Origin of the sequence: Paenibacillus sp. FSL R7-0216, assembly GCF_037969915.1 — a bacterium.
In the GTDB taxonomy this organism is placed as follows: Bacteria; Bacillota; Bacilli; order Paenibacillales; family Paenibacillaceae; genus Fontibacillus; species Fontibacillus rhizolycopersici.
The window spans coordinates 2,973,075-2,999,071 of sequence record NZ_CP150222.1 but is presented as its reverse complement, the minus strand read 5'-3'; the positions used below and the strand labels follow the sequence as shown (position 1 = coordinate 2,999,071).

Annotated in this window: 24 protein-coding genes and 1 riboswitch; of the genes, 14 read left to right on the top strand and 10 right to left on the bottom strand. The window is 54.2% G+C overall.

The window, feature by feature from the left end; all coding sequences use genetic code 11:
- Positions 1-111: 111 nt before the first annotated feature.
- The 4 genes from MKZ15_RS13550 to MKZ15_RS13535 are packed head-to-tail and all read left to right on the top strand — an operon-like array spanning position 112 to position 4,375.
- Positions 112-882 (top strand): ABC transporter ATP-binding protein, encoded by a 771-nt coding sequence (locus tag MKZ15_RS13550; protein ID WP_193416025.1) that lies wholly within the window; start codon positions 112-114, stop codon positions 880-882.
- Positions 857-2,830 carry an ABC transporter permease gene (locus MKZ15_RS13545; RefSeq protein ID WP_339816517.1) on the top strand — a complete coding sequence of 658 codons (1,974 nt, stop codon included), beginning with the start codon at positions 857-859 and terminating at the stop codon, positions 2,828-2,830. Before MKZ15_RS13550 ends, MKZ15_RS13545 begins: the two co-directional genes overlap by 26 nt.
- Before the next feature lie 18 nt (positions 2,831-2,848).
- The gene (locus MKZ15_RS13540; RefSeq protein ID WP_193416027.1) at positions 2,849-3,475 is read left to right on the top strand and encodes a DedA family protein; all 627 of its coding nucleotides are present in this window, start codon (positions 2,849-2,851) and stop codon (positions 3,473-3,475) included.
- Between the two features lie 42 nt (positions 3,476-3,517).
- Entirely contained in the window at positions 3,518-4,375 is an 858-nt protein-coding gene (locus MKZ15_RS13535; protein ID WP_339816516.1) for an undecaprenyl-diphosphate phosphatase, read from the top strand.
- 55 nt (positions 4,376-4,430) lie between these two features.
- On the opposite strand, the gene MKZ15_RS13530 is transcribed toward MKZ15_RS13535, so the two are convergent.
- The 4 genes from MKZ15_RS13530 to gcvT form a co-directional block, all read right to left on the bottom strand.
- Positions 4,431-4,838 (bottom strand): VOC family protein, encoded by a 408-nt coding sequence (locus MKZ15_RS13530; protein ID WP_339816515.1) that lies wholly within the window; start codon positions 4,836-4,838, stop codon positions 4,431-4,433.
- Positions 4,839-5,048: 210 nt separating this feature from the next.
- On the bottom strand, positions 5,049-6,578 hold the full coding sequence (gene gcvPB / locus MKZ15_RS13525) for an aminomethyl-transferring glycine dehydrogenase subunit GcvPB (protein ID WP_339816514.1): 1,530 nt from the start codon (positions 6,576-6,578) through the stop codon (positions 5,049-5,051).
- Positions 6,566-7,930: an aminomethyl-transferring glycine dehydrogenase subunit GcvPA gene (gene gcvPA, locus MKZ15_RS13520; RefSeq protein WP_213622859.1), complete on the bottom strand. Its 1,365-nt coding sequence runs from the start codon at positions 7,928-7,930 to the stop codon at positions 6,566-6,568. Before gcvPA ends, gcvPB begins: the two co-directional genes overlap by 13 nt.
- Before the next feature lie 18 nt (positions 7,931-7,948).
- The gene (gene gcvT / locus MKZ15_RS13515; RefSeq protein WP_339816513.1) at positions 7,949-9,079 is read right to left on the bottom strand and encodes a glycine cleavage system aminomethyltransferase GcvT; all 1,131 of its coding nucleotides are present in this window, start codon (positions 9,077-9,079) and stop codon (positions 7,949-7,951) included.
- A 220-nt stretch (positions 9,080-9,299) separates the two neighbouring features.
- Positions 9,300-9,399: riboswitch (glycine riboswitch) on the bottom strand.
- A gap of 248 nt (positions 9,400-9,647) precedes the next feature.
- Between gcvT and gcvH the strand changes: the two genes are divergently transcribed.
- A complete protein-coding gene (gene gcvH / locus MKZ15_RS13510) occupies positions 9,648-10,043 on the top strand; it encodes a glycine cleavage system protein GcvH (protein WP_240908628.1) in 396 nt (131 codons plus the stop codon).
- Between the two features lie 106 nt (positions 10,044-10,149).
- Here the strand turns inward: gcvH and mtnB are convergent, their stop codons facing one another.
- From mtnB to proB, 4 genes are all read right to left on the bottom strand, one after another.
- The gene (mtnB, locus tag MKZ15_RS13505; protein ID WP_339816512.1) at positions 10,150-10,824 is read right to left on the bottom strand and encodes a methylthioribulose 1-phosphate dehydratase; all 675 of its coding nucleotides are present in this window, start codon (positions 10,822-10,824) and stop codon (positions 10,150-10,152) included.
- Between the two features lie 66 nt (positions 10,825-10,890).
- Positions 10,891-11,751: a pyrroline-5-carboxylate reductase gene (gene proC, locus MKZ15_RS13500; RefSeq protein ID WP_339816511.1), complete on the bottom strand. Its 861-nt coding sequence runs from the start codon at positions 11,749-11,751 to the stop codon at positions 10,891-10,893.
- Between the two features lie 48 nt (positions 11,752-11,799).
- Positions 11,800-13,047, bottom strand: coding sequence for a glutamate-5-semialdehyde dehydrogenase (locus MKZ15_RS13495; RefSeq protein WP_339816510.1), 1,248 nt, complete (start codon positions 13,045-13,047; stop codon positions 11,800-11,802).
- A 38-nt stretch (positions 13,048-13,085) separates the two neighbouring features.
- Positions 13,086-14,192, bottom strand: a complete 1,107-nt coding sequence (gene proB / locus MKZ15_RS13490; RefSeq protein WP_239483689.1) for a glutamate 5-kinase — start codon at positions 14,190-14,192, stop codon at positions 13,086-13,088.
- A 457-nt stretch (positions 14,193-14,649) separates the two neighbouring features.
- Here proB and MKZ15_RS13485 point away from each other — a divergent pair, with 457 nt between their 5' ends.
- Complete coding sequence (locus MKZ15_RS13485; protein ID WP_193416036.1) at positions 14,650-15,477, top strand: carbon-nitrogen family hydrolase; 828 nt, start codon at positions 14,650-14,652, stop codon at positions 15,475-15,477.
- Here MKZ15_RS13485 and MKZ15_RS13480 read toward each other — a convergent pair.
- Positions 15,468-16,391, bottom strand: coding sequence for a LysR family transcriptional regulator (locus MKZ15_RS13480; RefSeq protein ID WP_155605285.1), 924 nt, complete (start codon positions 16,389-16,391; stop codon positions 15,468-15,470). The genes MKZ15_RS13485 and MKZ15_RS13480 overlap by 10 nt on opposite strands.
- A 123-nt stretch (positions 16,392-16,514) precedes the next feature.
- Here MKZ15_RS13480 and lepB point away from each other — a divergent pair, with 123 nt between their 5' ends.
- Together lepB and MKZ15_RS13470 are read left to right on the top strand one after the other, a co-directional pair.
- Positions 16,515-17,075: a signal peptidase I gene (gene lepB, locus MKZ15_RS13475; RefSeq protein ID WP_213622865.1), complete on the top strand. Its 561-nt coding sequence runs from the start codon at positions 16,515-16,517 to the stop codon at positions 17,073-17,075.
- A 187-nt stretch (positions 17,076-17,262) separates the two neighbouring features.
- Positions 17,263-18,195 carry an AEC family transporter gene (locus tag MKZ15_RS13470; protein ID WP_339816509.1) on the top strand — a complete coding sequence of 311 codons (933 nt, stop codon included), beginning with the start codon at positions 17,263-17,265 and terminating at the stop codon, positions 18,193-18,195.
- Here the strand turns inward: MKZ15_RS13470 and MKZ15_RS13465 are convergent.
- On the bottom strand, positions 18,192-18,713 hold the full coding sequence (locus MKZ15_RS13465) for a CcdC protein domain-containing protein (RefSeq protein ID WP_213622867.1): 522 nt from the start codon (positions 18,711-18,713) through the stop codon (positions 18,192-18,194). The two genes, MKZ15_RS13470 and MKZ15_RS13465, sit on opposite strands and share 4 nt — an antisense overlap.
- Positions 18,714-18,872: 159 nt before the next feature.
- On the opposite strand from MKZ15_RS13465, the gene MKZ15_RS13460 reads away from it, so the two are divergent.
- The 6 genes from MKZ15_RS13460 (at position 18,873) to MKZ15_RS13435 (ending at position 25,371) form a co-directional block, all read left to right on the top strand.
- Positions 18,873-20,090 carry a sensor histidine kinase gene (locus tag MKZ15_RS13460; protein WP_339816508.1) on the top strand — a complete coding sequence of 406 codons (1,218 nt, stop codon included), beginning with the start codon at positions 18,873-18,875 and terminating at the stop codon, positions 20,088-20,090.
- 4 nt (positions 20,091-20,094) lie between these two features.
- Entirely contained in the window at positions 20,095-20,742 is a 648-nt protein-coding gene (locus MKZ15_RS13455) for a response regulator transcription factor (RefSeq protein ID WP_339822417.1), read from the top strand.
- A gap of 183 nt (positions 20,743-20,925) precedes the next feature.
- Positions 20,926-22,350, top strand: a complete 1,425-nt coding sequence (leuC, locus tag MKZ15_RS13450; RefSeq protein WP_213622868.1) for a 3-isopropylmalate dehydratase large subunit — start codon at positions 20,926-20,928, stop codon at positions 22,348-22,350.
- A gap of 24 nt (positions 22,351-22,374) precedes the next feature.
- On the top strand, positions 22,375-22,974 hold the full coding sequence (leuD, locus tag MKZ15_RS13445; RefSeq protein WP_193416041.1) for a 3-isopropylmalate dehydratase small subunit: 600 nt from the start codon (positions 22,375-22,377) through the stop codon (positions 22,972-22,974).
- Positions 22,975-23,209: 235 nt separating this feature from the next.
- A complete protein-coding gene (locus tag MKZ15_RS13440) occupies positions 23,210-24,724 on the top strand; it encodes an N-acetylmuramoyl-L-alanine amidase family protein (protein WP_339816507.1) in 1,515 nt (504 codons plus the stop codon).
- 38 nt (positions 24,725-24,762) lie between these two features.
- Positions 24,763-25,371, top strand: coding sequence for a GerMN domain-containing protein (locus MKZ15_RS13435; protein ID WP_339816506.1), 609 nt, complete (start codon positions 24,763-24,765; stop codon positions 25,369-25,371).
- The last annotated feature ends 626 nt before the right edge of the window (positions 25,372-25,997 follow it).

Here is a 25,997-nt window from a genome sequence, read left to right as displayed (position 1 = left end):
ACTGTAAGATTGAGCCATGGAGCGCAAGCTGGCGGCTTTACTATAATCAAAAGTGTTCAGGCAGCATGCCGGGACGTAGACGGACTGAATAGAAGGGGCGACACGGACGGCATGGCGATATTGGAAGTGAAGGCATTAACGAAGATCTATGAAGGGAAAATCGCCACCAAAGCCTTGGATGGGGTAAGCTTCACGATCGCTGAAGGGGAGTTCGTCGGTATTATGGGACCGTCGGGTAGCGGTAAAACAACGCTGCTTAACGTCATCGCCACGATCGACGAGCCGACTTCGGGGGCGGTTACCCTGAGCGGGCAGGATCCGCATCGAATGACCCGGGAACAGACGGCGTTGTTCCGGCGGCGGGAATTGGGGTTCATTTTTCAACATTTCAACCTGCTGGATACGCTGACGGCGGAGGAAAATATCGTACTCCCGTTAACGCTCGACGGTGTTTCGGTCCCGGTGATGAAAGCCCGGGCGCTGGAAATGGCGCGGCGGCTTGGGATCGAGGGAGTCTTGTCCAAGTATGCTTATGAGTTGTCGGGCGGACAAATGCAGCGGACCGCGATCGCTCGCGCGATGATCCACGAACCTTCGCTCATCTTAGCCGATGAGCCGACGGGGAATCTGGATTCCAAAGCGTCCCGGGACGTGATGGAGGCGTTCGCAGCAATGAATGAGTCCCATCAGGCGACGATCATGATGGTGACCCACGATGCGCTCGCCGCCAGCTTTTGCCATCGGGTGATTTTTATCAAGGACGGCAAGTTGTATAACGAAATCTATCGCGGGGACAACCGACAGACCTTTTTCCAGAAAATCATCGACATGATGTCGCTGCTGGGAGGGGACAGCCATGACCTTTCGTCAATTCGCCTCTAACAACGTCCTGCGGAACAAACGAACCTATGCCGCCTATTTTCTCAGCAGCTCGTTTTCGGTCATGATTTTTTTCGTTTGCGCGCTATTTTTGTTTCATCCCGGCCTGCAGGCTGAGGTCGTGTATCGTTCGGCGGTGCTGGTGCTGTGGGCGGCCGAAACGATCATGTATGTGTTTGCTTTCTTCTTTGTGATTTACTCAGTAGGCTCCTTTCTGCGCTCGCGAAAACGCGAGTTTGGGATATTGCTGCTGCACGGGATGACCGAACAACAACTGCGTAAGCTGGTTTTCCTGGAAAATGTGCTGATCGGCGTGGGATCACTGGTTTGCGGCATCGGTGGAGGGCTATTGCTGGCGAAGCTGTTTCTGATGGCAGGCTCCAATCTGCTGGGTGCACCGCAGCTTGCGTTTCATGTGCCTTGGCAAGGTCTGCTGCTGACGGTGGGGGCGTTCTCGCTGCTGTTTCTGTTGATTTCGCTTTGCACGTCGCTTCTGCTGGGTTCACACCGACTGATCGAGCTGTTTCAGGCCGAGATGAAACCCGCCCGGCCGCCACAGGCTTCCTTGGTTTTATCGCTGTTGGCGGCGGTCCTGCTGAGTGCAAGCTACTTGTTGGCGGCCACGGCCACGGCTTCGAACGTGTTGCTTCGTATGCTGCCAGTCACGGCGATGACGATAGGGGGCACCTATTTCTTCTACACACAGCTCAGTGTTTTTCTGATTCAACGGGCCAAGCGGCATTTGACTTATTATTGGAAAAAAACCAATTTGGTCACCGTATCGAATCTCGCTTCCCGGATGAAAGAGAATGCGCGGATGTTTTTCCTCGTGACGATCATCTCGACGGTCACGTTCTGCGCGGTAGGGGCTTTTGCGTCGGTGAATCGTCTGGCAGGCGAATTTGATCTAGACTATCCGGTGGAGATTGCTTATGTGGCCAAAGGGGACGGTGCAACCGCGGACGTTCATTTGCGCGCGATTCGCGCCGAGCTCGCCTCGCATGGAATCGCACATCGCACGGTGAGCGTGCCGATTTCCCTTGTGGAGGTGGCCTCTTCCAGGCCTTTCTCGGCACTGGAACGCTTGCCGCTGATCTCGTTCACGGACTACAAGCGGCTTCTGACGGCGGCAGGAATCGAGGTTACCGAGATTGCGCCTGAGGACGGTGAGGCGCTGCTGCTGCTCGGCTCGGAGCGGGAGAAACCGCTGCTCGTACATCGGAGGCCGGTAACTTATACCTTTAGGGGGGCGCCGGAGCTGTCCGTCCGTGAGATTGGCGTTACTCAGCATGTGGCTATCCCCGAGAACCTGACGCTAACCGCTGGCGACGATCGGGAGGGTTCGTTCTCCGGCCTCGTCGTCAGCGATTCCTTCCTGGAACGATTAATGACGGCATCGGCGAAGGAGATCGACCGGGTATATATGGATCGATTCACCGGATTTTATGTAGAGGATCCAAAGCTTACCCTCGGTTTGGCAGCGGAGCTGACCGATAACGGGCGAATGAGCTATGAGATGGACCAACCCTACGCCATGACCGTTAGCGGTACTTTGTATGAGGTGCAGAGGACAACGTACCGGGCATTGCTGTTTTTCGCTTTGCTGGTGGGTACCGTCTTCTTTATCGCGGCGGGAAGCTTTCTCTATTTCCGGCTGTACAGCGACTTGGCCTATGACCGGCGCCAGTACGGGGCATTGGCGAAGCTGGGCCTCACGGAATGTGAACTGGCCAAGGTCGTCACTCGTCAGGTTGGCCTGCTGTTCTTCGTACCGATCGCGTTGGCGATCGTGCATAGTTTGTTCGCATTCAAGGCGATGCAAAGCTTATTTAACTTCTCCGTCGCTTGGCAGACGGTGATGATACTAACCAGCTTCCTGCTGGCGCAAGTGGCCTATTTCTTCTTTATCCGGGCTCGTTACTTGCGTAACATAAAGAAAGCGATTCGCTAAAAATACTGGAGGTACAACGTGGAGAACTGGATTACGGACTTTATGGAACAGTTCGGCTATTTTGGCGTCTTTCTGCTCATTGCTTTAGAAAACGTGTTTCCTCCGATTCCGTCGGAAGTGATCTTAACGTTTGGCGGATTCATGACCACCTATACGAGCATGACGCCGGTAGGGGTGATCGTGTTCTCGACACTGGGTTCGGTGCTAGGTGCCGTGATTCTGTACGGGATCGGATATTTGGTTAACGTCGACCGATTGGAAGGCTGGATCGAGCGTTACGGACGGTTCCTGCGTCTGAAAAAAGAAGACATCCGCCGCGCAGATGCCTGGTTCGATCGGTACGGTTATTGGACGGTGTTGTTCTGCCGGATGATTCCGTTAATCCGCAGCCTGATATCCATCCCGGCCGGCATGTCCAAAATGAAATTCGGCCTGTTCCTGCTGTTCACAACCATCGGGACGCTGATTTGGAACGTGGCACTCGTCTTGCTTGGCGCGGCAGTAGGGGGATCTTGGGAAGAAATCGTAGCCTTTATGGACGTCTATTCGAACATCGCTTATGCCGTGATTGCTTTAGGTATACTGTTCGTGGGCGTACTTTGGCTGCGTCGAAGAAAAAGCGGAGCGCGGGAACATCAAAACTGAGGAATAAAATACGGAACAACCTTTTAAAGGAGCAAGCATATAATGAATTTGTTGGAACTGATAAAAGCAATTATTCTTGGCCTGGTGGAGGGACTCACGGAGTTTGCTCCGGTGTCTTCCACGGGGCATATGATCATCGTTGACGATATGTGGCTGAAAACCGGGGAATTGCTTGGTTCAAAATACGTGGCGAATACGTTTAAAGTCGTGATTCAACTCGGTTCGATCCTGGCCGTCCTGGTCGTGTTCCGGAATCGATTTATCGATTTGCTGGGGCTGTCCCGATGGATGCCGGGGAAGGCTGGGCGAGCATCGGCAGCTGGTGGACAAGCGGGGCCGCGGCTAAAGTTGATGCAGGTGATCGTTGGCTTAATTCCAGCCGGAATTCTGGGGGTATTGTTCGAGGATTATATCGATGAGTATCTATTCTCAACGGCGACTGTACTGATCGGTTTGGTTGTGGGGGCGTTGCTGATGATTGCCGCCGATCGGTTCGCGCCGAAGCGGGCGAGTGTGGAGACTGTCGATCAGATTTCGTACAAGCAGGCGTTTAGCATCGGCTTGTTCCAATGCCTGTCGATCTGGCCGGGTTTCTCGCGTTCAGGCTCGACGATTTCCGGCGGGGTACTGCTAGGCTTAAGTCACCGCGCGGCGGCTGACTTCACCTTTATCATGGCCGTTCCGATCATGGCCGGGGCTAGCTTGATTTCGCTGGTGAAGAATTTGGAGTATTTCACGGTCGATGCGCTGCCGTTCTTCGTGGTTGGCTTTATCAGCGCCTTCGTGTTTGCGCTGTTGTCGATCCGTTTTTTCCTGAAGCTGATCGATCGCATTAAGCTGGTTCCGTTTGCGGTGTACCGAATCGTGCTGGCAATCGTGATTTGGATGGTTTATTTCTAAGTCGACGAATCGTCTTGCTTTTTGAACCCTAGTACGAGCGTGCTCTCCGTTAGCCTTATTCACCCATGTTCATACAGTTAATGGCCCACAGATGGCCGTCCAAGTCCACGAAACCCCAATGATACATGGATCCATGATATTCTGGTTCGGCATGCAATTTCCCGCCTAAGGAGAGCGCAGTGTTCACGATTTCATCGACTTTTCCCCGGCTCTCAAAGGCTAAGGCGATCGTCATCTGCGCATACTTGCTCGTATCGACGGACTCCTTCTCCGTGAGCGTATTAAAGAATGATTGATGGATCAGCATGATCTGCAGGTTGTCGCCGATCACGATGGCTGCCGAACTCTCGTTCTCGGGGAATTGCGGGTTGAGCTCGAATCCGAGTCCGATGAAGAACGCTTTCGATTGTTCTACGTTTCTTACGGGCAGGTTAAAGCTCGTGAATGCGGAAGTTAATGCCATTTTCAAAACACCTCTTCATCAAATTAGTTTGTGTTCATTTATGCCTTCGTTTATATAGACGACAGCCGATCCGGGAAATCATCGGTCTCATGGATGCGGAAACGTTCATTCTGAAGAATAGCTTGGCATTGAATTCGGATATCCACCATTTTATCCAACACAAAAGAGATGCTGCGAAATTACAGCATCTCTTTTGTGTGTTATTTGGGTTCACCCGCAGGCGCAATTCAATACCGGCTTCCGGGCAGCGCCGGTTTCGTCCAGACGCGTAACCGACGTCGTGTGAGGAGCGTTCCGCAGCAGATCCGGATTCGTCTCGGCCTCCTGAGCGATAGCGATCATCGTATCAATAAAACCGTCCAACGTTTCCTTGCTTTCCGTTTCCGTCGGTTCGATCATGATGCATTCCTCCACATTTAACGGGAAGTAAATGGTTGGCGGATGATAGCCAAAGTCCAGCAGTCGCTTGGCGACGTCCAGCGTGCGGATACCGTATTTCGCCAGCCCGCTGCCGGACATGACGAATTCGTGTTTGCAGGGTTGATCTGGGTACGGCAGGTCGTAATAAGGCGCCAAGCGTCTCATCATATAGTTGGCGTTCAATACGGCGTTTTCCGAGACCTGACGGAGTCCTTCCGGACCGAGACTGCGGATGTAGGCATACGCGCGGACCAGGATGCCGAAGTTGCCGTAAAAAGCTTTCACCCGACCGATCGAGCTGGCCGATCCGGAGGTTCCACCATCAGCTAAATCATTCGCAGCCCCTTCAGTACGCGCGCCGCGGATGGCGTACCGCCCAGATTCGTCTTGGACGATCCGTGGCTCGGGAAGAAACGGAACCAGCCGCTGCTTGACGCCGACGGGACCGGCGCCGGGGCCTCCGCCGCCATGCGGGGTGCTCATCGTTTTGTGCAGATTAAGGTGCACAACGTCAAAGCCCATGTCGCCGGGGCGGGCGATGCCCATGATCGCGTTGGAGTTCGCGCCGTCATAATACAACAGACCGCCGGCTTCATGCACAATCTCGGCGATCTCTACGATTTGTTCCTCGAACAAGCCCAGCGTGTTCGGGTTGGTGAGCATCAGCGCAGCCGTGTCTTCGCCGACAGCCGCTCTCAACGCGTCCAGGTCCACCATGCCGCGCGCGGTGGACGGGATGGTCACCGTCTCGAACCCGGCGACCGAGGCGCTGGCGGGGTTCGTGCCGTGCGAGGAGTCCGGCACGATTACCTTGGTGCGTTTCTCGCCGCGGCTTTCGTGGTAGGCGCGGATCATCATCAGGCCGGTCCATTCGCCATGGGCCCCGGCCGCGGGCTGCAGCGTCACCTCGTCCATGCCGGTGAGTCCGGCCAGGTCCAACTGCAGGAGATACATCAGCTCTAGCGCCCCTTGCACGCTTTCCTCCGGCTGATACGGATGGATTTTGGCTAAGCCGGGGTAACGAGCCACATCCTCATTAACCTTCGGATTGTATTTCATCGTACAGGAGCCAAGCGGATAAAATCCGTTATCTACCCCGAAATTACGGCGGGATAATGCGGTATAATGGCGAATCACGTCCACCTCGTACACTTCGGGAAAAGCCAAGCCCTCGCTCCGCAGCATGCCTTGCGGCACCAACTCTTCCTTCGGGACGGCCGGAACGTCACATTCCGGCAAGGAGTAGCCGATCCGTCCGGGACGGCTGCGCTCAAATATCAATAATTCATCGGATTGTGCCGTCTCTTTTACTTCGAGCATATCGATTCCTCCAGTACGCGGGCGAATTGGTCGATTTCGGCTTTGCTGCGCTTTTCCGTTACGGCGATCAACAGGTGGCCGCTCAGCTCGGGGTAGCTGCGGCCCAGGTCATAGCCGCCAATAAAGCCGGCGTTGAGAAAATCCTTCTGCAGCCGAACTGGATCGGCCTCCTTCGGCAGTCGAAGAACAAACTCGTTGAAGAACGGCGATTCAAAAGCTGCGCTGATGCCGGGGATAGCGGTCAATGCATTTTTTGCATAATGGCTTTTCTGCAAATTCAGCTCCGCAACCTCGGCCATTCCTTGCTTGCCCAATATAGACAGATAGACGGAGGCGGCCAGGGCGAGCAGCGCCTGATTGGAGCAAATGTTCGAGGTTGCTTTCTCGCGACGGATATGCTGCTCGCGGGCTTGCAGCGTTAGCACGAACCCGCGTTTACCGTTCCGGTCGGTCGTCTGCCCGACGATTCGGCCGGGCATCCGGCGCATGTGCGCCTCCGATACGGCGAAGAAGCCGCAGGTCGGGCCGCCGAAGGAGGGGGCCAACCCCAGCGGCTGGGCATCGCCAACGACGATGTCGGCACCGAGCTTCCCCGGCGCTTCCAACAAGCCAAGCGCGAGCGGATTGCTGCTGACGATCAACAGGCTCCCATGCGCATGAGCCATTTCGCCGATGGCGCGGAGGTCCTCCAGGGAACCGAAGAAATTCGGGTTCTGAATCAGCACGGCGGCGGTGTCTTTCGTGATGGCCGCGGCGAGCGCTTCGCGATCGGTAACGCCTTGCGTCCAGCCGACCTCGACGATCTCAAGGTTTAAGCCATGGGCGTAGGTAGCGAGCACTTCACGGGCCTCCGGATGGACGGCGCGGGAGACGAGAAGCTGCTTACGCTTGGTAGCGGCAGCGGCCAGGTTGCCGGCCTCGGCCAAGGCGGTAGCTCCGTCGTACATGCTGGCGTTGGCGACCTTTAGACCGGTTAACTCGCAGATGTAGGATTGGAACTCAAAAATCGCCTGCAGCTCGCCTTGGCTGATTTCCGGCTGGTACGGGGTGTAGGCCGTATAAAATTCCGAACGGGAAATGACATGCTGAATGACGGAAGGGATGTGGTGGTCATAAAGGCCGGCACCGAGAAAGCTGGCGAAACGATCGGTATCGGCATTTCGTCCGGCCAGTTCGGAGAAGTGCCGGGTCAATGCGTATTCGTCCAAACGCGGGGATACCGGGAGCTCGCCGTGAAAACGAATGCCCTCCGGGATGTCGCTGAACAGCTCCTGTATGGAGCTTGCTCCGATGGTCGCCAACATTTCTGATTCGTCTTGTTCAGTTAATGGCAGGTAACGGTGTTTTAACATCTGATTGCTACTCTCCTTTCACCGCTTAGCGGATAGGTTTCGGCGATAGAACGGCAACGGGACGACCTTGGCCTTCAGCCGTTTGCCACGGATGTCGATCTCGAGGATCGTGTCCGATTCGGCATAACGGCTTGCGAGGATCGCCATCCCGAGGTTCTTTTTCAAAGTCGGCGATTGCGTACCGGTAGTTACCTCTCCAATCGGTTCTTCCGAGCCTTCGGCGAACACCGGATAATGCGTACGGGGGATGCCGCGATCGATCATTTCGAGGCCGACCAAGCGGCGAGGGATGCCGTCTCCCCGCTGATTAACCAGCGCATCGCGACCGATAAAATCACCTTGTTCCAGCTTCACGAACCGATTCAGGCCTGCTTCAAGCGGGGAGATATCCGGTCCTAGCTCCTGCCCGTAGAGCGGCAGGCAAGCTTCGAAGCGTAACGTATCTCTGGCGCCAAGCCCGGCAGGGAGAAGGCCGCGCGCTTCTCCGGTTTCCATCAGCACATCCCAAAGCGCTTCCGCATGTTCAGCAGCCACGTACAACTCGAAACCGTCTTCACCGGTATATCCGGTGCGCGACAGCAGCACGGGAATACCGGCAATCCGCGTGTCCCGAATAAAGGTGAACGGACGCAAGGCTGAGGGGTCCATCCCTTCGCAAAGCGGGGATAGAAGAGCGGAGGAGAAGGGCCCTTGTACGGCGAGTAAAGCCGTCTCGTCGGACGCATTGCGCATCGTTACGCCTTCAGCGGGAAGGTGTCGCTGCAGCCAATCCCAGTCTTTTTCGATATTGGAGGCGTTAACCACCAACATGTACTTTGTCTGCTCTAGCTTGTAGATCAACAAATCGTCCACCACACCGCCATCAGGATAGCAGAGCAGGGTGTACTGAGCTTTTTCCGGCACGAGTAGGTCCACGTCGTTGGTCGTCATGCCTTGCAAAAAGCGTTCCGCCCCAGGCCCCTCCACGTAAAATTCGCCCATATGCGATACGTCGAATAACCCGGCGCGCTCGCGCACGGCTTCGTGTTCTTTCTGGATGCCGCTGAACTGCACCGGCAGCTCCCAGCCGCCAAAATCGATGCAGCGAACTCCTTCATATTTTGCATACCTGGAGTAGAGCGGCGTACGTCGCAAAGCGGATTCGGACATTACCATCACCTCGAAAGGGCCGGATCGGCCAATTTTGGGAAACCAAAAAAGGACAGGCCAAAGAAAATCCCGTCAGTCTACCTAACGGATCTTCCTGGCTCTGTCCCTTGTACCTGAGAGTTACCCTGCTAAGGCTCTAAGACTTGCGCAGGTTTCCCCTTGGGTGATTCGCATGAGAGTTGTAAATGAACTACCTCTTAGCGAATGCTCTCCAGAGTTGCGTCCGGCAGAAGTCCTTTTGCCTGAGAGATTCACCGCATGGCGGCTTGCTCCTTCGGCGTTACAATATGGCCTATTGTAATCTCTCCCCCTGCCATCAATCGCAGCTTACACATCTCATTAATACTCAAAACCAGCCTCTATGTCAATAAAGTTATCATAATAATTTTAATATATTTCGTTTGTTGGAAAAGGTTGCGCTTACATTTTGATAGACTCTATCATTTGTGTTAATAATATTGACATGAGAGCTAGGTTTGGAATAATCTGAACGAAGAAACATCAAGATCGAGAATCGGCAAGTTCAGATGTGGGACGATAGATCATCCGGAAAGAGGAGGAGCTAGTCTTGGCCAATGAGATCAGGGAAAACATGTGGTACAGCGATGAACATGAATGGGTGCTTGATTTGGGGGACGGTACGGTAAAAATCGGCATTTCCGACGTAGCTCAACATCGATTGGGGGATATTGTGTTCGTGGAGCTACCCGACCCCGGGCAGGAGATCGAAGCGCAGGACGGTATCGGTACCATTGAATCCGTCAAGACGGTCGCCGATTTGTTTACGCCGGTCAGCGGTACCGTGGTGGCAGTGAACGGAGAGCTGGATACCGCTCCCGAACTAGTGAATGAAGAGCCGTACGACGGGGGGTGGATGGTACACATTCGTCTGAAGGAGGATCCGAACCTCGCGCTAGCAAACTTGATGGATGCCAAGGCGTACGCGGAATTTATCGAGAGATAAGTTGATATTTCATTCGCACGAATCAAAACTCGCGGCCAGCAATAAAGCGGAAGAACCGGATCTTCGATCGGCTTCGCTGCTTATCGCATGCCGCGAGTTGTTGTCATCAAACCTGGCGCCCTTTGGAGGGCAAGAGTAGGGAACGGTACATTACCTCAAACATAAACTCCATCGCCTCCAAATGACGTTTTGCCTCCCTGAGGCCGGAGCCCCAGGCATAAATCCCGTGGTTTTGCAGCAAAAACGCGGGAACGCGGGAATCCAGTCCGCCCGCAATTCGCTTCAGAATTGTTGAGAGTTCAGCGGCGTTTGGCAGGATCGGCACTCGAATCTCCGTGCTCGTCTCCCAGATTCCTATTCTTTTTAACAGCTCATTGCCCTTGAGTGGTACTCCGCCATCGGCGTTGAAATATTCACTAAGCAAATTGTTATATGCCGTATGTACGTGAACAATCGCGCCGCAGCCGGTCAACCGGTAAATTCTCGCGTGAATTGGCGTATCGGGGCTTGGTTTCAAACGGGTCGGCTCGCAGGGCTCACCCGCGGCATCCACGAAAAGGACGCCTGCCCGTAGGGAAGACTCCTCTAACAGCTCCGGCCGTTCCGTCTCGTCGACCGTGACCGCAAACGTATACCGGTCCGGCGCCCAGCCGCCAATCCGCACCGACAAGCTTCCGCTGGAAGCGGGGAACCAGCCGCGGGCCAAGAATTCCTCCCGCAAGCGATTTACCGCGTCCAGTGCCGTTACTTTTTCTTCCCATGGGATGTCGCCGTTACTCATGCTGCCGTCCCCCTTTCGAACAAACCTTAAGCGAGACTCCGGCCTTCGGCTATCGTGATGCCTTTCCTATAGCAATGCCTGCTTCACGGCTTCGCCCATTTCCTTTGAACGTTCGGCAGCCCGGTGGACCGCAGCTCGTACGTTCGGCTGGAAGCTGCCGGATTCCAGCACGCCGATCGCCGCTTGCGTCGAACCGTTAGGCGAGGTGATGTCCGCACGCAACTTGGTAGGCGCTTCACCGGTTTCCGCCATCATCAAGGCGGCGCCCAACACCGTTTGCACCGTCAGCTCGCGAGCTTGTTCGGACGTTAAGCCGCCCTCGATACCGGCTTCAATCATCGCTTCCATCAGGTAATATACATATGCGGGTCCGCTCCCGGATACGCCAGTCAAAATTTCCATTTGTTCTTCGGGGATAACACTTACCATTCCGACCGCCTCGAACATCGACAGCACCTGGGCGCGGTGCTCCTCAGTCGCTTCCGTTGAGAAGGAGATCCCGGTCGCTCCATGCCCAATGGAGGAGGAGGTGTTTGGCATCGTGCGAGCTACGGCAGCCTTCGTGCCGAGCAGGGCTTGAATCGTGGCGATGGACAAGCCGGCGATCAGGGAGACAATCAACTGACCCTCTCGTAAAAGCGGCCCAAGACCGGCCAGAGCTTCGCCGGCGTCTTTAGGTTTCATCGCCAGGACGATAATCGATGCATCCCGCAGATATACCCGCTTGGCGTCTTCTTCGATCGCCGTTTGGACTTGATAGGTTTGCGATAAATAATCGAGCCGTTCTCGGTTCGAGCGGTTCAGCATGACAATTTGGCCCGCGCTGGCAACTTGCTTATGGAGCAAGCCGCGCACGATGGCTTCGGCCATCGATCCCGCTCCATAAAAACAGATGGCGGAGGCGGCTAAAGTAGGATTTGTTTTCATAGGGAATGACCTCCTAAAGAATATTGGGATAAAGGGGAGTATAGCTTGTTATTGCCGAATTTGCCCGTTCCCCTGAACGATATATTTGCTCGACGTGAGCGCGGTTAAACCCATGGGCCCCCGAGCATGTAACTTCTGGGTGCTAATCCCGATCTCTGCGCCGAACCCAAATTCAAAGCCGTCGGTGAAGCGGGTGGAGGCGTTATGATAGACCGCGGCCGCATCCACTTCCTGTTGAAACCGCTCGGCATTGGCGGGGTCTTGGGTGACGATGCATTCGGAGTGTTTCGTACCGTAGCGGGCGATATGCGCCATCGCTTCGTCGAGGCTGCGAACGATTTTAACGTTAAGAATATAGTCGTTGTATTCCGTAGCGAAATCCTGATCTGTGGCAGGCACAGCCCATGAGATCAGTCCTCTGGCTGCCTCACTGCCTCGTAGCTCAACGCCGGCTTCCTTGAAACGTTCCGCCAGCTCCGCCAAGTGGCGTTTGGCAAAATCTTCATGAACCAGCAGCGTTTCCATCGAGTTGCAGACCGAAGGGCGCTGGACTTTGGCATTCAACGCGATATCCTTTGCCATTACGGGATCGGCTGAGGCATCTACATACGTATGGCAGATGCCCGCACCCGTCTCGATCACCGGCACCGTGGCGTTTTGCACGACCGTTTGAATCAGCGAGCTGCCGCCGCGTGGGATCACGACGTCAAGGAGCCCGTTCAGCTTGAGCATTTCGTCGACGGAGGATCGACTCGGATCTTCGATCAGCTGTACAGCTTCAACCGGAACCCGGGTGCCCGCGAGCGCGACATGGATGACCTCCACGATTTTGCGGTTGGAAGACAATGCGGAGGAACCCCCGCGCAGCACTACGGCGTTCCCAGTCTTCAGGCATAATCCCATCGCGTCAACCGTGACGTTTGGCCGGGCTTCATAGACGATCCCGATGACGCCAAGCGGGACGCGGCGTTTAACGATATGCAGCCCGTTTGGGCGGTCGAGGGTCTCCAGCACGTCTCCAACCGGATCCGGGAGCTCGGCAATTTGCCGCAGCCCCTCGGCGATGCCTTCAATACGTTCCGGCGTTAAAGCCAGGCGGTCCAGCATCGAGGAAGACGTTCCGTTGTCGCGTCCCCGTTGCAGATCTTCCTCATTTGCTGCGAGAATGGCATCGGTACCGCGCACCAGGGCTTCGGCCGCCGCCAATAGGGCTTCGTTTTTATGTGCCGTCGTTAATCGGTTCAGTACGGCTGCAGCCTTGCCAGCTTGTTCGGCTTTTTGTCTCACTTCACTCATGGGTATACCTCCTTGATATCCGCTGGGGATGAGAATATTTAGGCTTTAAGCGAAATCCATTCGTCCCGGTGGATGACCTCCAGGCGATGGACGGTGTCCATCTTTTTAACGACCTCGGTGCTGGGAAGCCCGAGAATGCCGTGGAGCTGTTCCACGTCATAATTGACAATGCCGCGTCCCAGTACCTCACCATCGGTACTAACGACCTCCACAACATCGCCGGTATGAAAATGTCCGCTCGCGGCTTTAACACCGACCGGAAGCAGGCTGCGCCCGCCACGGATCAACGCTTCTTCAGCGCCAGCGTCTACCGTCAGCGTCCCGATCGGGGTGGAGAAGAAGCCCAGCCACTGTTTCTTCCGCGGCAGCGCCGCGCCATGGGCCTCAAAGTAGGTGCCGCGGCCGTCACCGCGCAAGGCGGTCAGTAGATCTCCGGGATCGGCAACTTTGCCGACAAAGACGGGAACACCGCCAATTGAAGCGATTTTGGCGGCGTCGATTTTTGAACGCATGCCGCCAGTGCCTACGGCCGAACCGGCCCCCCCGGCGATTGCATAGATCTCGCCGGTAATTTCCGTTACGCGACTGAGCCGTGTCGCTGCGGGATCCAGGCGCGGATCTTTGGTATACAGACCGTCCATATCGGTCAGGATCAGCAGGTGATCGGCCCGAATGAGGTTAGCAACGAGGGCAGACAACGTATCGTTGTCACCGAATTTCAATTCGTCCAGCGATACGGTGTCGTTCTCATTAATGATCGGCAGCACGTTATGCTTAAGCAGCTCTTCGATCGCCATGCTGGCGTTGCCCGTCCGCTTGCGGTTCTGAAAATCAGATCGGGTCAGCAGCACCTGAGCGGCGGAAACCCCGTGCCGTGCCAGTTCTTCACGATAGGTTTGCATCAGCAGGGCCTGACCGACGGCGGCTGAGGCCTGCTTCTCATGCAGCAGCTTCGGCCGTTCGGGATATCCGATCTCGCGGAATCCGGCGGCAACCGCGCCGGAGGTGACGAGCAGCGGCTGGTATCCAGCCTGAATCAACCCAGCCAGTTCGGTCGCGAAATAGGCGACCGCCTCCCGGTTTAATCCTCCTTCCGACGATGTCAGCGAACTGCTGCCGATTTTGACGACGATGCGTCGCAGCATAGGGATCACTCCTCGAACTTTAGATAAAATAAAAAAAACTTCCGCCTTTGCACGCAAAGGACGAAAGTTTTGACTTCCGCGGTACCACCTTTATTGATGAGGGATCTCATCCAACTTATATGCCCGGTAACAGGGGCGCTGTCCGGCTTTGGCGGCCGGCCGCTCAGGGATAGGATTCGGAAAGGGCTAGCCTGTAAATTCTTTCAGCCGGTGGAATTTACTCTCTTTAGCGCCGCGTTCTTTCGTACTGGTCCCGTCTACGCGTTTCGATCATGTCCGTCATGGATCTCATTTACGATAGCATAACACGCGTTTCGCGCTAATGCAAAGGAAACACGCCTCGAAGTCGCAGATACCTGCATACGCCCATCGAGCCAGTTCGTCTTGCGTAACCGCAGGGCCGCCGTTATGATGAGACACAAGAAGCTAACGTCAAACGAAAGGCGGTGTCCAAGAGATGAATCAAGTGTCGACTCAAACGCTTCACCTTCAGGACTGTTGGCGAATCGCCTTGATCCAGTGCGATATCGTTTTAGGGAAACCCAAGGTCAATCGAGCTAACCTGGAACTAGCTATGGAACAGGCGGCCACGGCTGCGGAGAAGCCGGACATCATCCTGCTCCCGGAGCTATGGAATACGGGGTATGCCTTGACGGAAATCGGTGCACTGGCTGATCCGGAGGGGCGAGATAGCCGGAAATGGCTGTCCTCTTTTGCCCGCCGCCATGCCATTCATGTGGTGGGCGGCTCGATTGCCGAAATCCGCGAAGGTCAGGTATATAACACGATGCCGGTTATTAACCGCAGCGGCGAGGAAGTCGCCTCTTACTCCAAAATTCATCTATTTCGCCTGATGGAGGAGGAGAAGTATTTGCAGCCCGGGGAGCGGAGTGTGACGTTCGAACTGGATGGTCTGCAAGCTGGAGCGGCGATTTGTTACGACATCCGTTTCCCGGAGCTGGCCCGCCGTTTGGCTCTGCAGGGTGCGAAGCTGCTGTTCGTGGCGGCGGAATGGCCGCATCCGAGGCTCAACCACTGGCGCATGCTGCTCGCTGCACGAGCTATTGAGAATCAGATGTACGTTGTCGCCTGCAACCGGACGGGGAAGAGTGGAAGCGATGCCTTTTTCGGCCATTCTCTGATCATTGATCCTTGGGGCGAAATCGTAGCCGAAGGCGGTGAAGGGGAGGAAATCGTCACCGGCAGCATCGACCTGTCGCTGGTGGATCAAGTCCGCCGCCAAATTCCCGTTTTCGCCGACCGACGACCGCGGTGTTATGAATGATAAAGCGTTTGACGATGCTCCATCGTCGCTTTAAACGTTTCAATGAATGCCTCAGCCGCCTTGGACAAATAACGGCCTTTGCGATATGCGATAACCAGCGTCCGGCTTGGGGCCGGAGCGGCGAGAGGTAAATAAACCGGGATCAATTCGCTGCGCTTGGCCCTGGCAATAAACCGCGGTACGAGCGTGATTCCCATACCGGCAGCAACTAGCGACTGAACGGTCTCAATGTTGTTGCTCTCAAATACGACGTTAGGCTCGAATCCGGCGCCGCGGCACAGATCGACGGTCAGTTTACGGAAGCCTTGGCCTTTTTTGAGGACGATAAACGGTTCGTCTTGAAGCTGCGTCAGCTCGACGCCCTGCTCCTGCACCCCGGGTATTCTCGTCAACGGATGGTCCGGGGGAACCGCCAAATCGATGATCTCCTCGCCGATCGGTACGTAGGAGAGGGTGGGCTCCTGCAGCGGCAGGGAGAGCAGGCTAAGATCGGTCCCGCCGCCAGCCGTGAGCTTCTCCAGGTTCAAGGATGTGTCTTCCCGCAAGGTGATTTGAATGTTTGGATAATTTTCCTTAAACGCTGGAAGCACGTAGGGCAACAGGTGGGAGCCGGTAATCGGCATACTGCCGACCACGACGCGACCGGCCCTTAGCTGGGAGATGTCGTCCATTTCTTGCCGGAGCTCGGCGACGGCGTCCATAATCTTCTGCGCATGCGTGATAAAGCTGGCTCCGGCGTAGGTCAACTCGACCGTACTCGTATTCCGTTGAAACAGCTTCACCCCCAGCTCCTGCTCCAGCTTGGACAACTGCTGGCTTAGCGACGGTTGGGCAATGTGGAGCTTGTCGGCGGCGCGGGAGAAGTTTTTTTCCTCAGCAATTTGCAAGGTGTATTGAAGTTGGCGAAGTTCCATGCGATTACCCCTTTGTATCTTATAAGTAGAACCTATAAGTCCACTATATCATATAGATGTTTGTCATGGCATATCCGTTGCCTTTATAATAGAGACAAACATCAAGTGGGTGGAGGTTTTCGCTTGAAACGAAAGAGATGGTGGAAGGAACTTGGCGGATGGGGCTTCTCGATCGCCCTTGGGTTTGTGCTTAGCATGATCATCGGCATTTTTATCATTCAGCCCTATAAAGTGGATGGACATTCGATGGAACCTACTTTGAACGACAACCAACGGATTTACGCCTGGAAGTTTACGCATGTGTTGGAGAAGCTGCCGGCTTACGGCGACATCGTCATTATCGACAGCCGCGTGGACCGTAGCCGCACGTTCTGGGATGATGTGAAGGAGCATCCGATTATCACCTGGTTGTCCGGTGGAGAAGAGGATGATGTATTCTATGTGAAACGCGTCATCGGCTTGCCCGGGGATACGATCGAAGTGAAAGACGGACATGTGTTCCGCAACGGACAGCAGCTGCAGGAGTCTTACATTAAAGAACAGATGGATGCCGGTGCAGCACAGGTATGGGAAGTGCCGGAAAACCACGTGTTCGTGATGGGAGATAACCGGAATAACAGCAATGACAGCCGCAGTATCGGACCTGTACCGCTGGATCATGTGATGGGAATCGATACGTTTTAAATCAGATTACGATAGGGAGCAATCCGAATTCCGAGATGTAACTCGGCCGGATTGCTCTTTTTTATTGCGGAATCCATTTGGGGATGGGGTATAGGCGTTAACTATTAACGATATTGGTTTCTGGTCTTGGACGATGGCTTCATCCGGACGTTAAAATAGGTGGCAATTCAAAGTAGGGGGTGCCGTCATGCTCCAAACGGTTGGTTCGACGCTGCTTGGCGTTATCGTGCCACTGTCGGTTCCGGTTGCCTTCGGGGCGCTGCTGGCCCGGTTCCGCGCCTGGGACACGAAACATTTGTTAACGTTATATTTGTACGTGCTTAGTCCGGCTATCATCTTCGACACGCTGCGGAACGCCCGAATATCGATGGATGAACTGTACAACACGATCGGTTTCGCCCTCGTAAATCTGCTGCTGATGTGGGGGGTAGCTAAAGTTGCGGGGATGATCACCCGAATGGATTCGGCGGAGACGGCCGGTTTGACTTTGATCTCCACTCTCACGAATAGCGCGAACTATGGGTTGCCGCTCGTGCTTCTGGCATTCGGTCAATTGGGCCTGGATAAGGCCTCGGTGTATGTGATCACGCAAATGATCATTGTGAATACAGTTGGGGTCTATTTCGCGGCACGATCCCAGTTTTCCGTCAAAAGTGCGGTGAAATCCGTGTTTGCTCTCCCGGCGGTCTATGCGGCGGCTCTGGCTGTATTTCTGAAAATATTCGGGTTTCACCTCTCCATCGGTTTGGAGCAGGGGATCTCGATGGTAGCTGACGCGTACTCGCCTGTGGTGCTAACGATATTGGGTGCACAAATGGTGAAGGTAGGGCGACCGGAGGCGACGCGGGTGAGGCCAGCCGCATTTTGGACAGGTACGGTAATCCGCCTGCTTCTGGCTCCGTTGTTGGCCTTCACGGCTTTGAAGCTGCTTGGGATCTCCGGCGTCCTGTTCTCGGTCCTGTTTATTCAAGCCTCGATGCCGGTCGCGGTAAATGCCGCTGTGCTGGCTGAACGGTTTGACGCCGCCCCCGGGCTGGTGTCGAAGTGCATCGTATGGACAACGCTCGCTTCCTTTCTGACGCTTCCGGTGCTGATCGTAATCGTTCAGGCAATGAACTAAACGGTGTTCAGCTCGACGTGTTTGCGTTTTCTAGTCAGCAGAGAGATATTATAAACGATATAATACACGAACATAATTAACATGAGGCCTGACAGCCACGGGGATGGCGAGCTGCCGATCGAAGTCAGTGCCTCCATGCTTTTCACGTGGTCGCCGTTAACAAAGAAGAGCATGTAGAATCGATAGGCTAATCTACCAAAAAATAAAGCCATAACCGTAAAACTGATCCAAAGACTGCTATTGTAATAGAGGGTTCCATCACGCTGTTGAAACCGAGTTGTGGCAGAGCTATAATACGCGAGCAAGCCGCCGATGCATGCGCCTGCGAGATCCGAAAGCACACTCGCGACGCTGAGGCCGCCTGCAAACAAGAATAAGAACCCGATAATTGTAAGAAATACGGTGGAGTACAAGAGCTTTCGGGGCTTCAACTGCTGCCAGCCGATACTGCGGCGGACGCGAAGATAGATGCGGTAAACGATAAACAAAGCGATCAATGTAGTGACGATTTGTCCCAAGATGAAGAACCTCCTTCGTTGTGATGGACTTATCGTACCGCGTATCGCCCTCATCAGACGACTGCCTCGAGGTTGAATTGTCGCCGTCGAATCTCTATCCCGAGATAGAGAGGGGTTATGCTAAAGTTGAGGCAGCCAACGTTTGGAGGTCATGCATTTATGTCCATGGGAAAATACGCTTCGAATCTCCGTCCTGCCGTCATTGGAATAGTAATCCTGTATTCCATGTATTCGGTGGGTCTGTTTGCAGGCTCCACATCTCAAGTTGCTTTAAATGGGCTCATTTGGCTCTTTTATATCTGCATTCTGTTCATTCCAAAATCAAAGTGGGACCCAAAACATGCATGGGTGGCTTTCGGTCTGCTCCTGGGCATAACCGGTGTCAATCTTTATTGGTATCATGACCGAGAGCTTGTTTATTTCTTCATCTTCATCGCTTTTTATGCGCTGCTGCGTTTGATTTTGCCAAAACCATTATGGCCGGCACTCTTGACGCTGCTGATTACGGCTGTCCTTTTCATTCGCTTCGGTGCTTTGAACCTTACCGGTATCGTCACCTACATTTCGTTAGCGATCGTGCTGTACTCCGTCATTCGCAGGCGCATGATGCGTAAAGAGATGCATGAGCAAAACCTCCGCCATTTGGCAGAGTTGCGGAAGGCCTACGATGAACTTCAGGAGGCGTCCGCGATGTCCATGCGTTTTGCGGTTCTGGAGGAACGCACGCGCATTGCGAGGGATATTCATGATTCTGTAGGACATAGCCTCACGTCCTTGATCGTCCAGCTCCAGGCGCTGCGGTACATGGTCCGGCAAGATCCCGGCCTGACGGAGCATACCATTGATGAGATGTTGGCCGTAGCGAGGCAGGGCCTCCAGGACATCCGTAACTCTGTGCACGAGTTGGCGGACGATCCCTCGATATCGGGTAAAGCGGCTTTGAATGCCCTGCTATCTCGAATGGAAGCATCGACGGGCATTCGTTACGTCGTGCATGACGAGTTGCCGGACGGGGAACTGGGGGACGGCATATACGGAATACTGTTTAAAATATTGCAGGAGGCCATTACCAACGTCGTGCGCCATGCGCAAGCAACCGGGGTGGAGGTAAACCTGAGGCGGGATAACCGCAATATCGTAATGAACATTCGGGATAACGGCAAGTTGCAAGCCGGCAAGGCCATCTCCGAAGGATTTGGGCTCAAAACGATGAGGACCCGCGTGGAAGAGAAGGGCGGAAGTTTACAGTTCATGGCGCGGGAATTAAACGGCTTGGAGATTGTCACCAAGCTCCCGGAGTCTCTTGGACAGTTAGACAGGAGTATTAGCAAAACGGAAGATAAGGAGGGTTCCCGTGCCAGAGTCGAACCGAATTAATGTAATGCTCGTAGACGATCAGAACCTGATTCGTCAGGGCTTCGGCTATATTCTTGGTTTACAGTCCGATATGCAGTTGGTAGGTGAAGCCGGAAACGGAGGGGATGCGGTTAAGCTGGCAGAGGGGCTGCATCCGGACGTCATTCTGATGGACGTGCAGATGCCTTTCATGAACGGTATCGAAGCAACGAGGCGTATTATGGAGCGGCAAACGGGAGTTAAAATCGTCATTTTGACGACTTTTGACGATCAGGACTACGTATTGGAAGGAATTCGTGCTGGCGCTGTCGGCTATCTATTGAAGGATGCGGAAGCACACGACATGATCGAAGCGATTCGTTCCGCTCATCGCGGAGAAGCTATCTACAGAACGAAATTGGCCTCCGGGGCCCTGCAGGAAGCTATTGCTTCCGCACCGCCGCTAGCTCCTGTCAACGCACAGACTCTAAAGTTGCTGGAACCGCTGACCGAACGCGAGCAAGAGATTCTGCAGGAGTTGGCTTACGGCCTTCGCAACGAGCAAATTGCGGCGAAGTTGTTTATTACTGAAGGAACGGTGAAATCCCATGTTCATCGGATCTTGCAGAAGTTCGGGTGCGAGGATCGAACGAAGGTCGTCGTGATGGCCCTGCGGGGAGGATTGGTAAAATGACCGGTCCCCCTTGTTTTTTGCACTGCTTATAAGTTAAACCTATTACATTTATAGATATTATATCTTGGAACAATTAACGCGATCATGTTATATTGATTTCAACATTCAAGGCGGCAGGGGCGGTCAACGCGACGTGCTTACGTCTTGATCATTGGTACGAATCCTTGTGTGGGGTGAATGAACATGAGCAGCAAAAAGACAATGTATGAGAAAATTTGGGATAACCACGTAATTCATCAAGAGGAAGGCAAACCTAGCATTCTTTATATCGACTTGCACCTCGTACACGAGGTAACTTCTCCGCAGGCATTTGAAGGACTTCGTCTCAGCGGCCGCAAGGTACGCCGTCCGGAATTGACTTTCGCTACGATGGACCATAACGTTCCAACCAAAGATCGCTTTAACATTTCCGATCCGATTTCCAAACAGCAAATTGACACGCTGTCCCAGAACTGTCGTGATTTCGGCGTTACTTTGTATGATCTTGACACGATCGATCAAGGCGTTGTCCACGTCATGGGTCCGGAGTTAGGGCTGACACATCCCGGCAAAACAATCGTTTGCGGTGACAGCCATACGTCCACGCACGGCGCATTCGGCGCGCTTGCTTTCGGGATTGGTACGAGTGAAGTGGAGCACGTATTGGCCACGCAATGTCTCCAACAAGCCAAAGCGAAAACGCTGGAAGTTCGTTTTGTCGGCAAACGCAAACCGGGCGTGACCGCGAAGGATATGATTCTCGGCGTAATTGCGAAATATGGCACGGACTTCGCTACGGGTTATGTCATCGAGTATACGGGTGAAGCAATCCGCGAATTGTCGATGGAAGAGCGGATGACGGTTTGTAACATGTCGATTGAAGCTGGGGCAAGAGCAGGCTTGATCGCACCGGACGATACAACGTTTAACTATTTGCGCGGCCGCGAGCACGTTCCTCAAGGCGCGGCGTTCGAACAGGCGGTAGCCGAATGGAAGAACCTTGCTTCCGATGAAGGAGCGGTTTATGACCGCGTCGCAGAATTTGACGTCGATTCGCTGATTCCGCAAGTCACCTGGGGAACGAGCCCGGGGATGGGGACGGGGATTAACGGTACAGTGCCGAACCCGGCTGACTTCGCGACAGACAATGAACGGAAGGCCGCTGAGAAAGCGGTAGAATATATGGGCTTGACGCCAGGTACGCCGATGACGGATATCGCCATTGACTATGTCTTTATCGGTTCCTGTACGAACGGCCGGATCGAAGACCTGCGTGCGGCGGCGGAAGTCGCTAAAGGCTACAAGGTCTCGGATAAGGTAACGGCGATTGTCGTTCCAGGTTCGGGCCGCGTGAAGCTGCAAGCCGAACAAGAAGGCCTCGACAAGGTGTTCGTAGAAGCGGGCTTCGAATGGCGTGATGCAGGCTGCAGCATGTGCCTCGCGATGAATCCCGACGTCCTGCAGCCGGGACAACGGTGCGCCTCCACCTCCAACCGTAACTTTGAAGGACGGCAAGGGCGCGGCGGCAGAACGCATCTGGTTTCTCCAGCCATGGCGGCTGCGGCGGCGATCAAAGGTCATTTCGTTGACGTACGTGACTGGGAAATCAAAAGCGAAGTCCTGAGCTAATCAAGGAAAAGGGGAGAATCGACGATGGAAGCATTTGTGAAACATACCGGTGTCGTAGGTCCGGTGGATCGCGTGAACGTGGATACCGATGCAATTATACCGAAGCAATTTTTGAAACGGATTGAACGGTCTGGATTTGGCCAATTTCTCTTCTACGAATGGCGTTTCGACACGGAAGGGAACGTCAATCCCGAGTTCGAATTGAACAAACCGCGTTACGAAGGCGCATCCGTGCTCATCTCGCGTGTCAACTTCGGGTGCGGCTCCTCGCGGGAGCATGCCCCGTGGGCGATCCTGGACTATGGGTTCCGCTGCGTGATCGCGCCGTCCTTTGCGGATATTTTCTACAACAACTGCTTTAAGAACGGCATTTTGCCCATCAAGTTGTCGGAAGAACAGGTTGAGGAATTGTTTCAGCGCACGGCAACTCATGAAGGCTACAAGTTAACGGTCGATCTGGAGCAAAAAACGATCCTTGATGAGTACGGCTTGAAATTGAGTTTTGATCTGGATGAGCATCGCCGCCAATTTTTGCTGCAGGGCTTGGATGACATCGGTTTAACGCTCCAGCATGAGGATTTGATTGCGGCATACGAGAAGAAAAAGTTTGCGAACATGGCTTAAACCGTCTGAGTTTGGCGAGAAGTCCCGGCTGCGATGAGCAGTTGGGGCTTTTTTTTGTCATTCTATGAAAATATGAGTCTATCAGGGCCGCGGTTTTTCTGATATTATGGAAGTAATTAGCAACGTTCTGGGAATGTTGGCGTTTACATAAGAGTCGCTGGACTGCTATAAGGGACGCATCCGCCAATGAAGTTCTAGATTCGGCAAAATACGAGGGTGGGGTAGGGATTAACGAATGAAGAAACTCGGCTTGATCATGTTTATGTTGGTTGGCTTACTGGTTTTCCCGGGTTTGGCGAAAGACGCCTACGCGGCCTCATCGGGAACCTCCGAGACGCATATTGTATTGGACGGCCAAGAATTGCAGCAGCCTGTAGGCGCTCAGGCCGGCATCGTGGGAGGCAATGTGATGGTGCCGCTGCGAGTGGTTGCTGAGGGGTTGGGTTACCAAGTCGCCTGGGAGAAGAAGAGCGGGACGATTACCATCTCGCAGGAGGGGACGGAACTCAAGCTCACATTAGGCAAAAATGCGGCTTCCGTCGACGGCCAGACGGTTAAGCTGAATAGTGCCCCCTATCTGCAGGGGGACTCTACGCTCGTACCGCTGCGCTTTGTCGGAGAGCAGATGGGCATGCAGGTCAGTTGGGACAATGCAACCAAGTCCGCTTACTTAACCAGTCCGGCAGGAGGTTCTGCAGGTGGTGTTGTTCCTGGCACGGGAAGTCAGTCTCCTGATCAGGAAACCACAGTCTCCGTTCCGTCAGGGCAGCCGGCGGCTGGGGATGACGATACATACGTTCCAGGGACACCAACCGGGAACCAGGCTGAGGTCCCAAATGCGTTGATCCAGGGCATCAGCTTTAGCGAAAACCGCTTGATGTTTGCCGTATCCGGCAGCGTAACTCCTAACGTATTTAAAATGAGCGGTCCTGATCGGATCGTTGTCGACATTCCAAACGCTGATTTTGCTCCTACTTTTGGGGAAGTTCAACCGCTCGACGTCAGTCGGAAAGGTCAAATTGCGGTTAGCGATTATCCGGACGTATCTCAAATCCGTTACTCCCTGTTCAGTACGGCACCGTCTACGATACGGATCGTGATTGACTTGAACCGGAACGTAGAGTTCAAGGTAACCAATCTGGACGATGGTCTTGTAACCGTTGACTTGACGTCAGGGGTCACTGTTCCAGGCATCGGGATAGGCGGGACCGGCAAACCGGTTGTCGTGATCGACGCGGGTCATGGCGGGAGCCAGCCTGGAGCCATCAGCGTGACCAAGAAACAGGAGAAGGAATTCACCCTTGGCGTAGCGTTAAAAGTCGAGGCACTGCTTCGGCAGGAAGCGAATCTGGATGTGGTGATGACTCGTACGACGGATGTTACGATGTCGCTGCAGGATCGAGTAAAGGTCGCCAATGACATCGGGGCCTCGGTGTTCGTCTCTATCCATGGAAACAGCATTGATCCCCCAAGTAACCCGAGCGGTTCGGAAACGTATTATACCCGGGACGAGAGCATTCCGCTTGCCAACGTCATGCATCGGCATTTGGTAAACGCGACGGGCCTATCCGACCGGGGCGTCAGAAAGAGCAGTCTGCATGTCACCCGAGAAACAAAAATGCCGGCGGTCCTGCTTGAGGTTGGATATCTTAGCAACAAGACCGACGCAGGCCTGATGTATACCGAGGAATTCCAACAACGCGTTGCAGAGGGCGTCGTCGCGGGTATTAAAGAATATCTGGGCCTATGACAGACGAAAGAGGCCGAATCGACAAGGGGGCAAGCGGCATGAGAAAAATAGCGATTTTACTGGTGATGGTCGCCATGTTGGGGGTTGCCGCAGGATGCGGGAACAAGCCGGTGGCTTCGCCTCCGGATAACGGGAATGAAGTGGACGCTGCACTGAGCAGCGGTGCGCAGGGAACCGAGCTACAGGAGGTTCAACAGAGTGGAAGCGGTGCTGATGAGACGAGTGCTGCAAACGCCGATGCGCCAGAGGCGGAGGTGGAGAAGTTGACCATACAGGTTTATTATACCGACGATAACCTAATGGACTTGAAGCCAAAATCTCGCGAGATCGAATTTACGGCGGATCGGAGCAAATACGAAAGCGCCTTTGAAGCGCTGCAGAAGGCGGACGACGGCCTTCTGTCTCTCTGGGAGAAGGTGGTCCTGAACACGGTGAAGTTTGATGAAACGAGTGGACAATTAAATCTCGATATCAGCCTGCCGGACGAAGCTCGCCTCGGCGCAGGCGGGGAATCTCTGGCCCTCGAAGCGCTGAAGAATACGATGTTCCAGTTTGACGAAGTCAAGCAAATCGAGTTGACTTTGGACGGGGCGCAGGTCGACTCGTTGATGGGCCACGTCGATCTGGAGCATCCGATGAGCCGGTAGAAAGCTGTGTTGCTGCCGAGTAACTGAATAGAAGAGCGCGGGAAGGCCGCCGTGTGAAATGTTCTTACGATCGCTGTTGCTCGCGGATTTCTTGATTCTGTAGAATTAGGAGTTGTAGAAGCCCGTTCGCAAAGGCGACCACTATCTTTTCTTCAGAATCATTTCACCCTCTGGCCTTTAGCGCTCTTTTTTTGCGTTGGGGCACTCTCTGGCTGCTACAGGCGGTATGGAGAGGAGCATAATCCCGTCAACTCGGTTGAACCTGAGTTAACGGGATAATGATCAAAGAGCGCGCAGCGGGAGTTTGTAACGGACCGGAGGGCCGTTATTCCGCCATTTCCCGAGGTTTTCCCAACGTAACGGACTCCAACGGCGCTATTTTGACCTTTTTGTACCTATCCGGTTTAGAATCCGGCTAATAAGGTCATCTCAGTCCGTTACATAATGAGTTAACCGAATTCATCGCAAATAACGGCCCTGGAGTCCGTTAGCCGACGAAATTAGCCCGATCGATCGAGAGTCAAGGATCTGTCGGGTTCTTTTGTGCGTGTGATCGAGGCCCACTTCCGCTTTTAGGAAAGTCAGGATTTTCGTAGGAAGCTCTGGCAAATGTTAAGCAGAAAAAT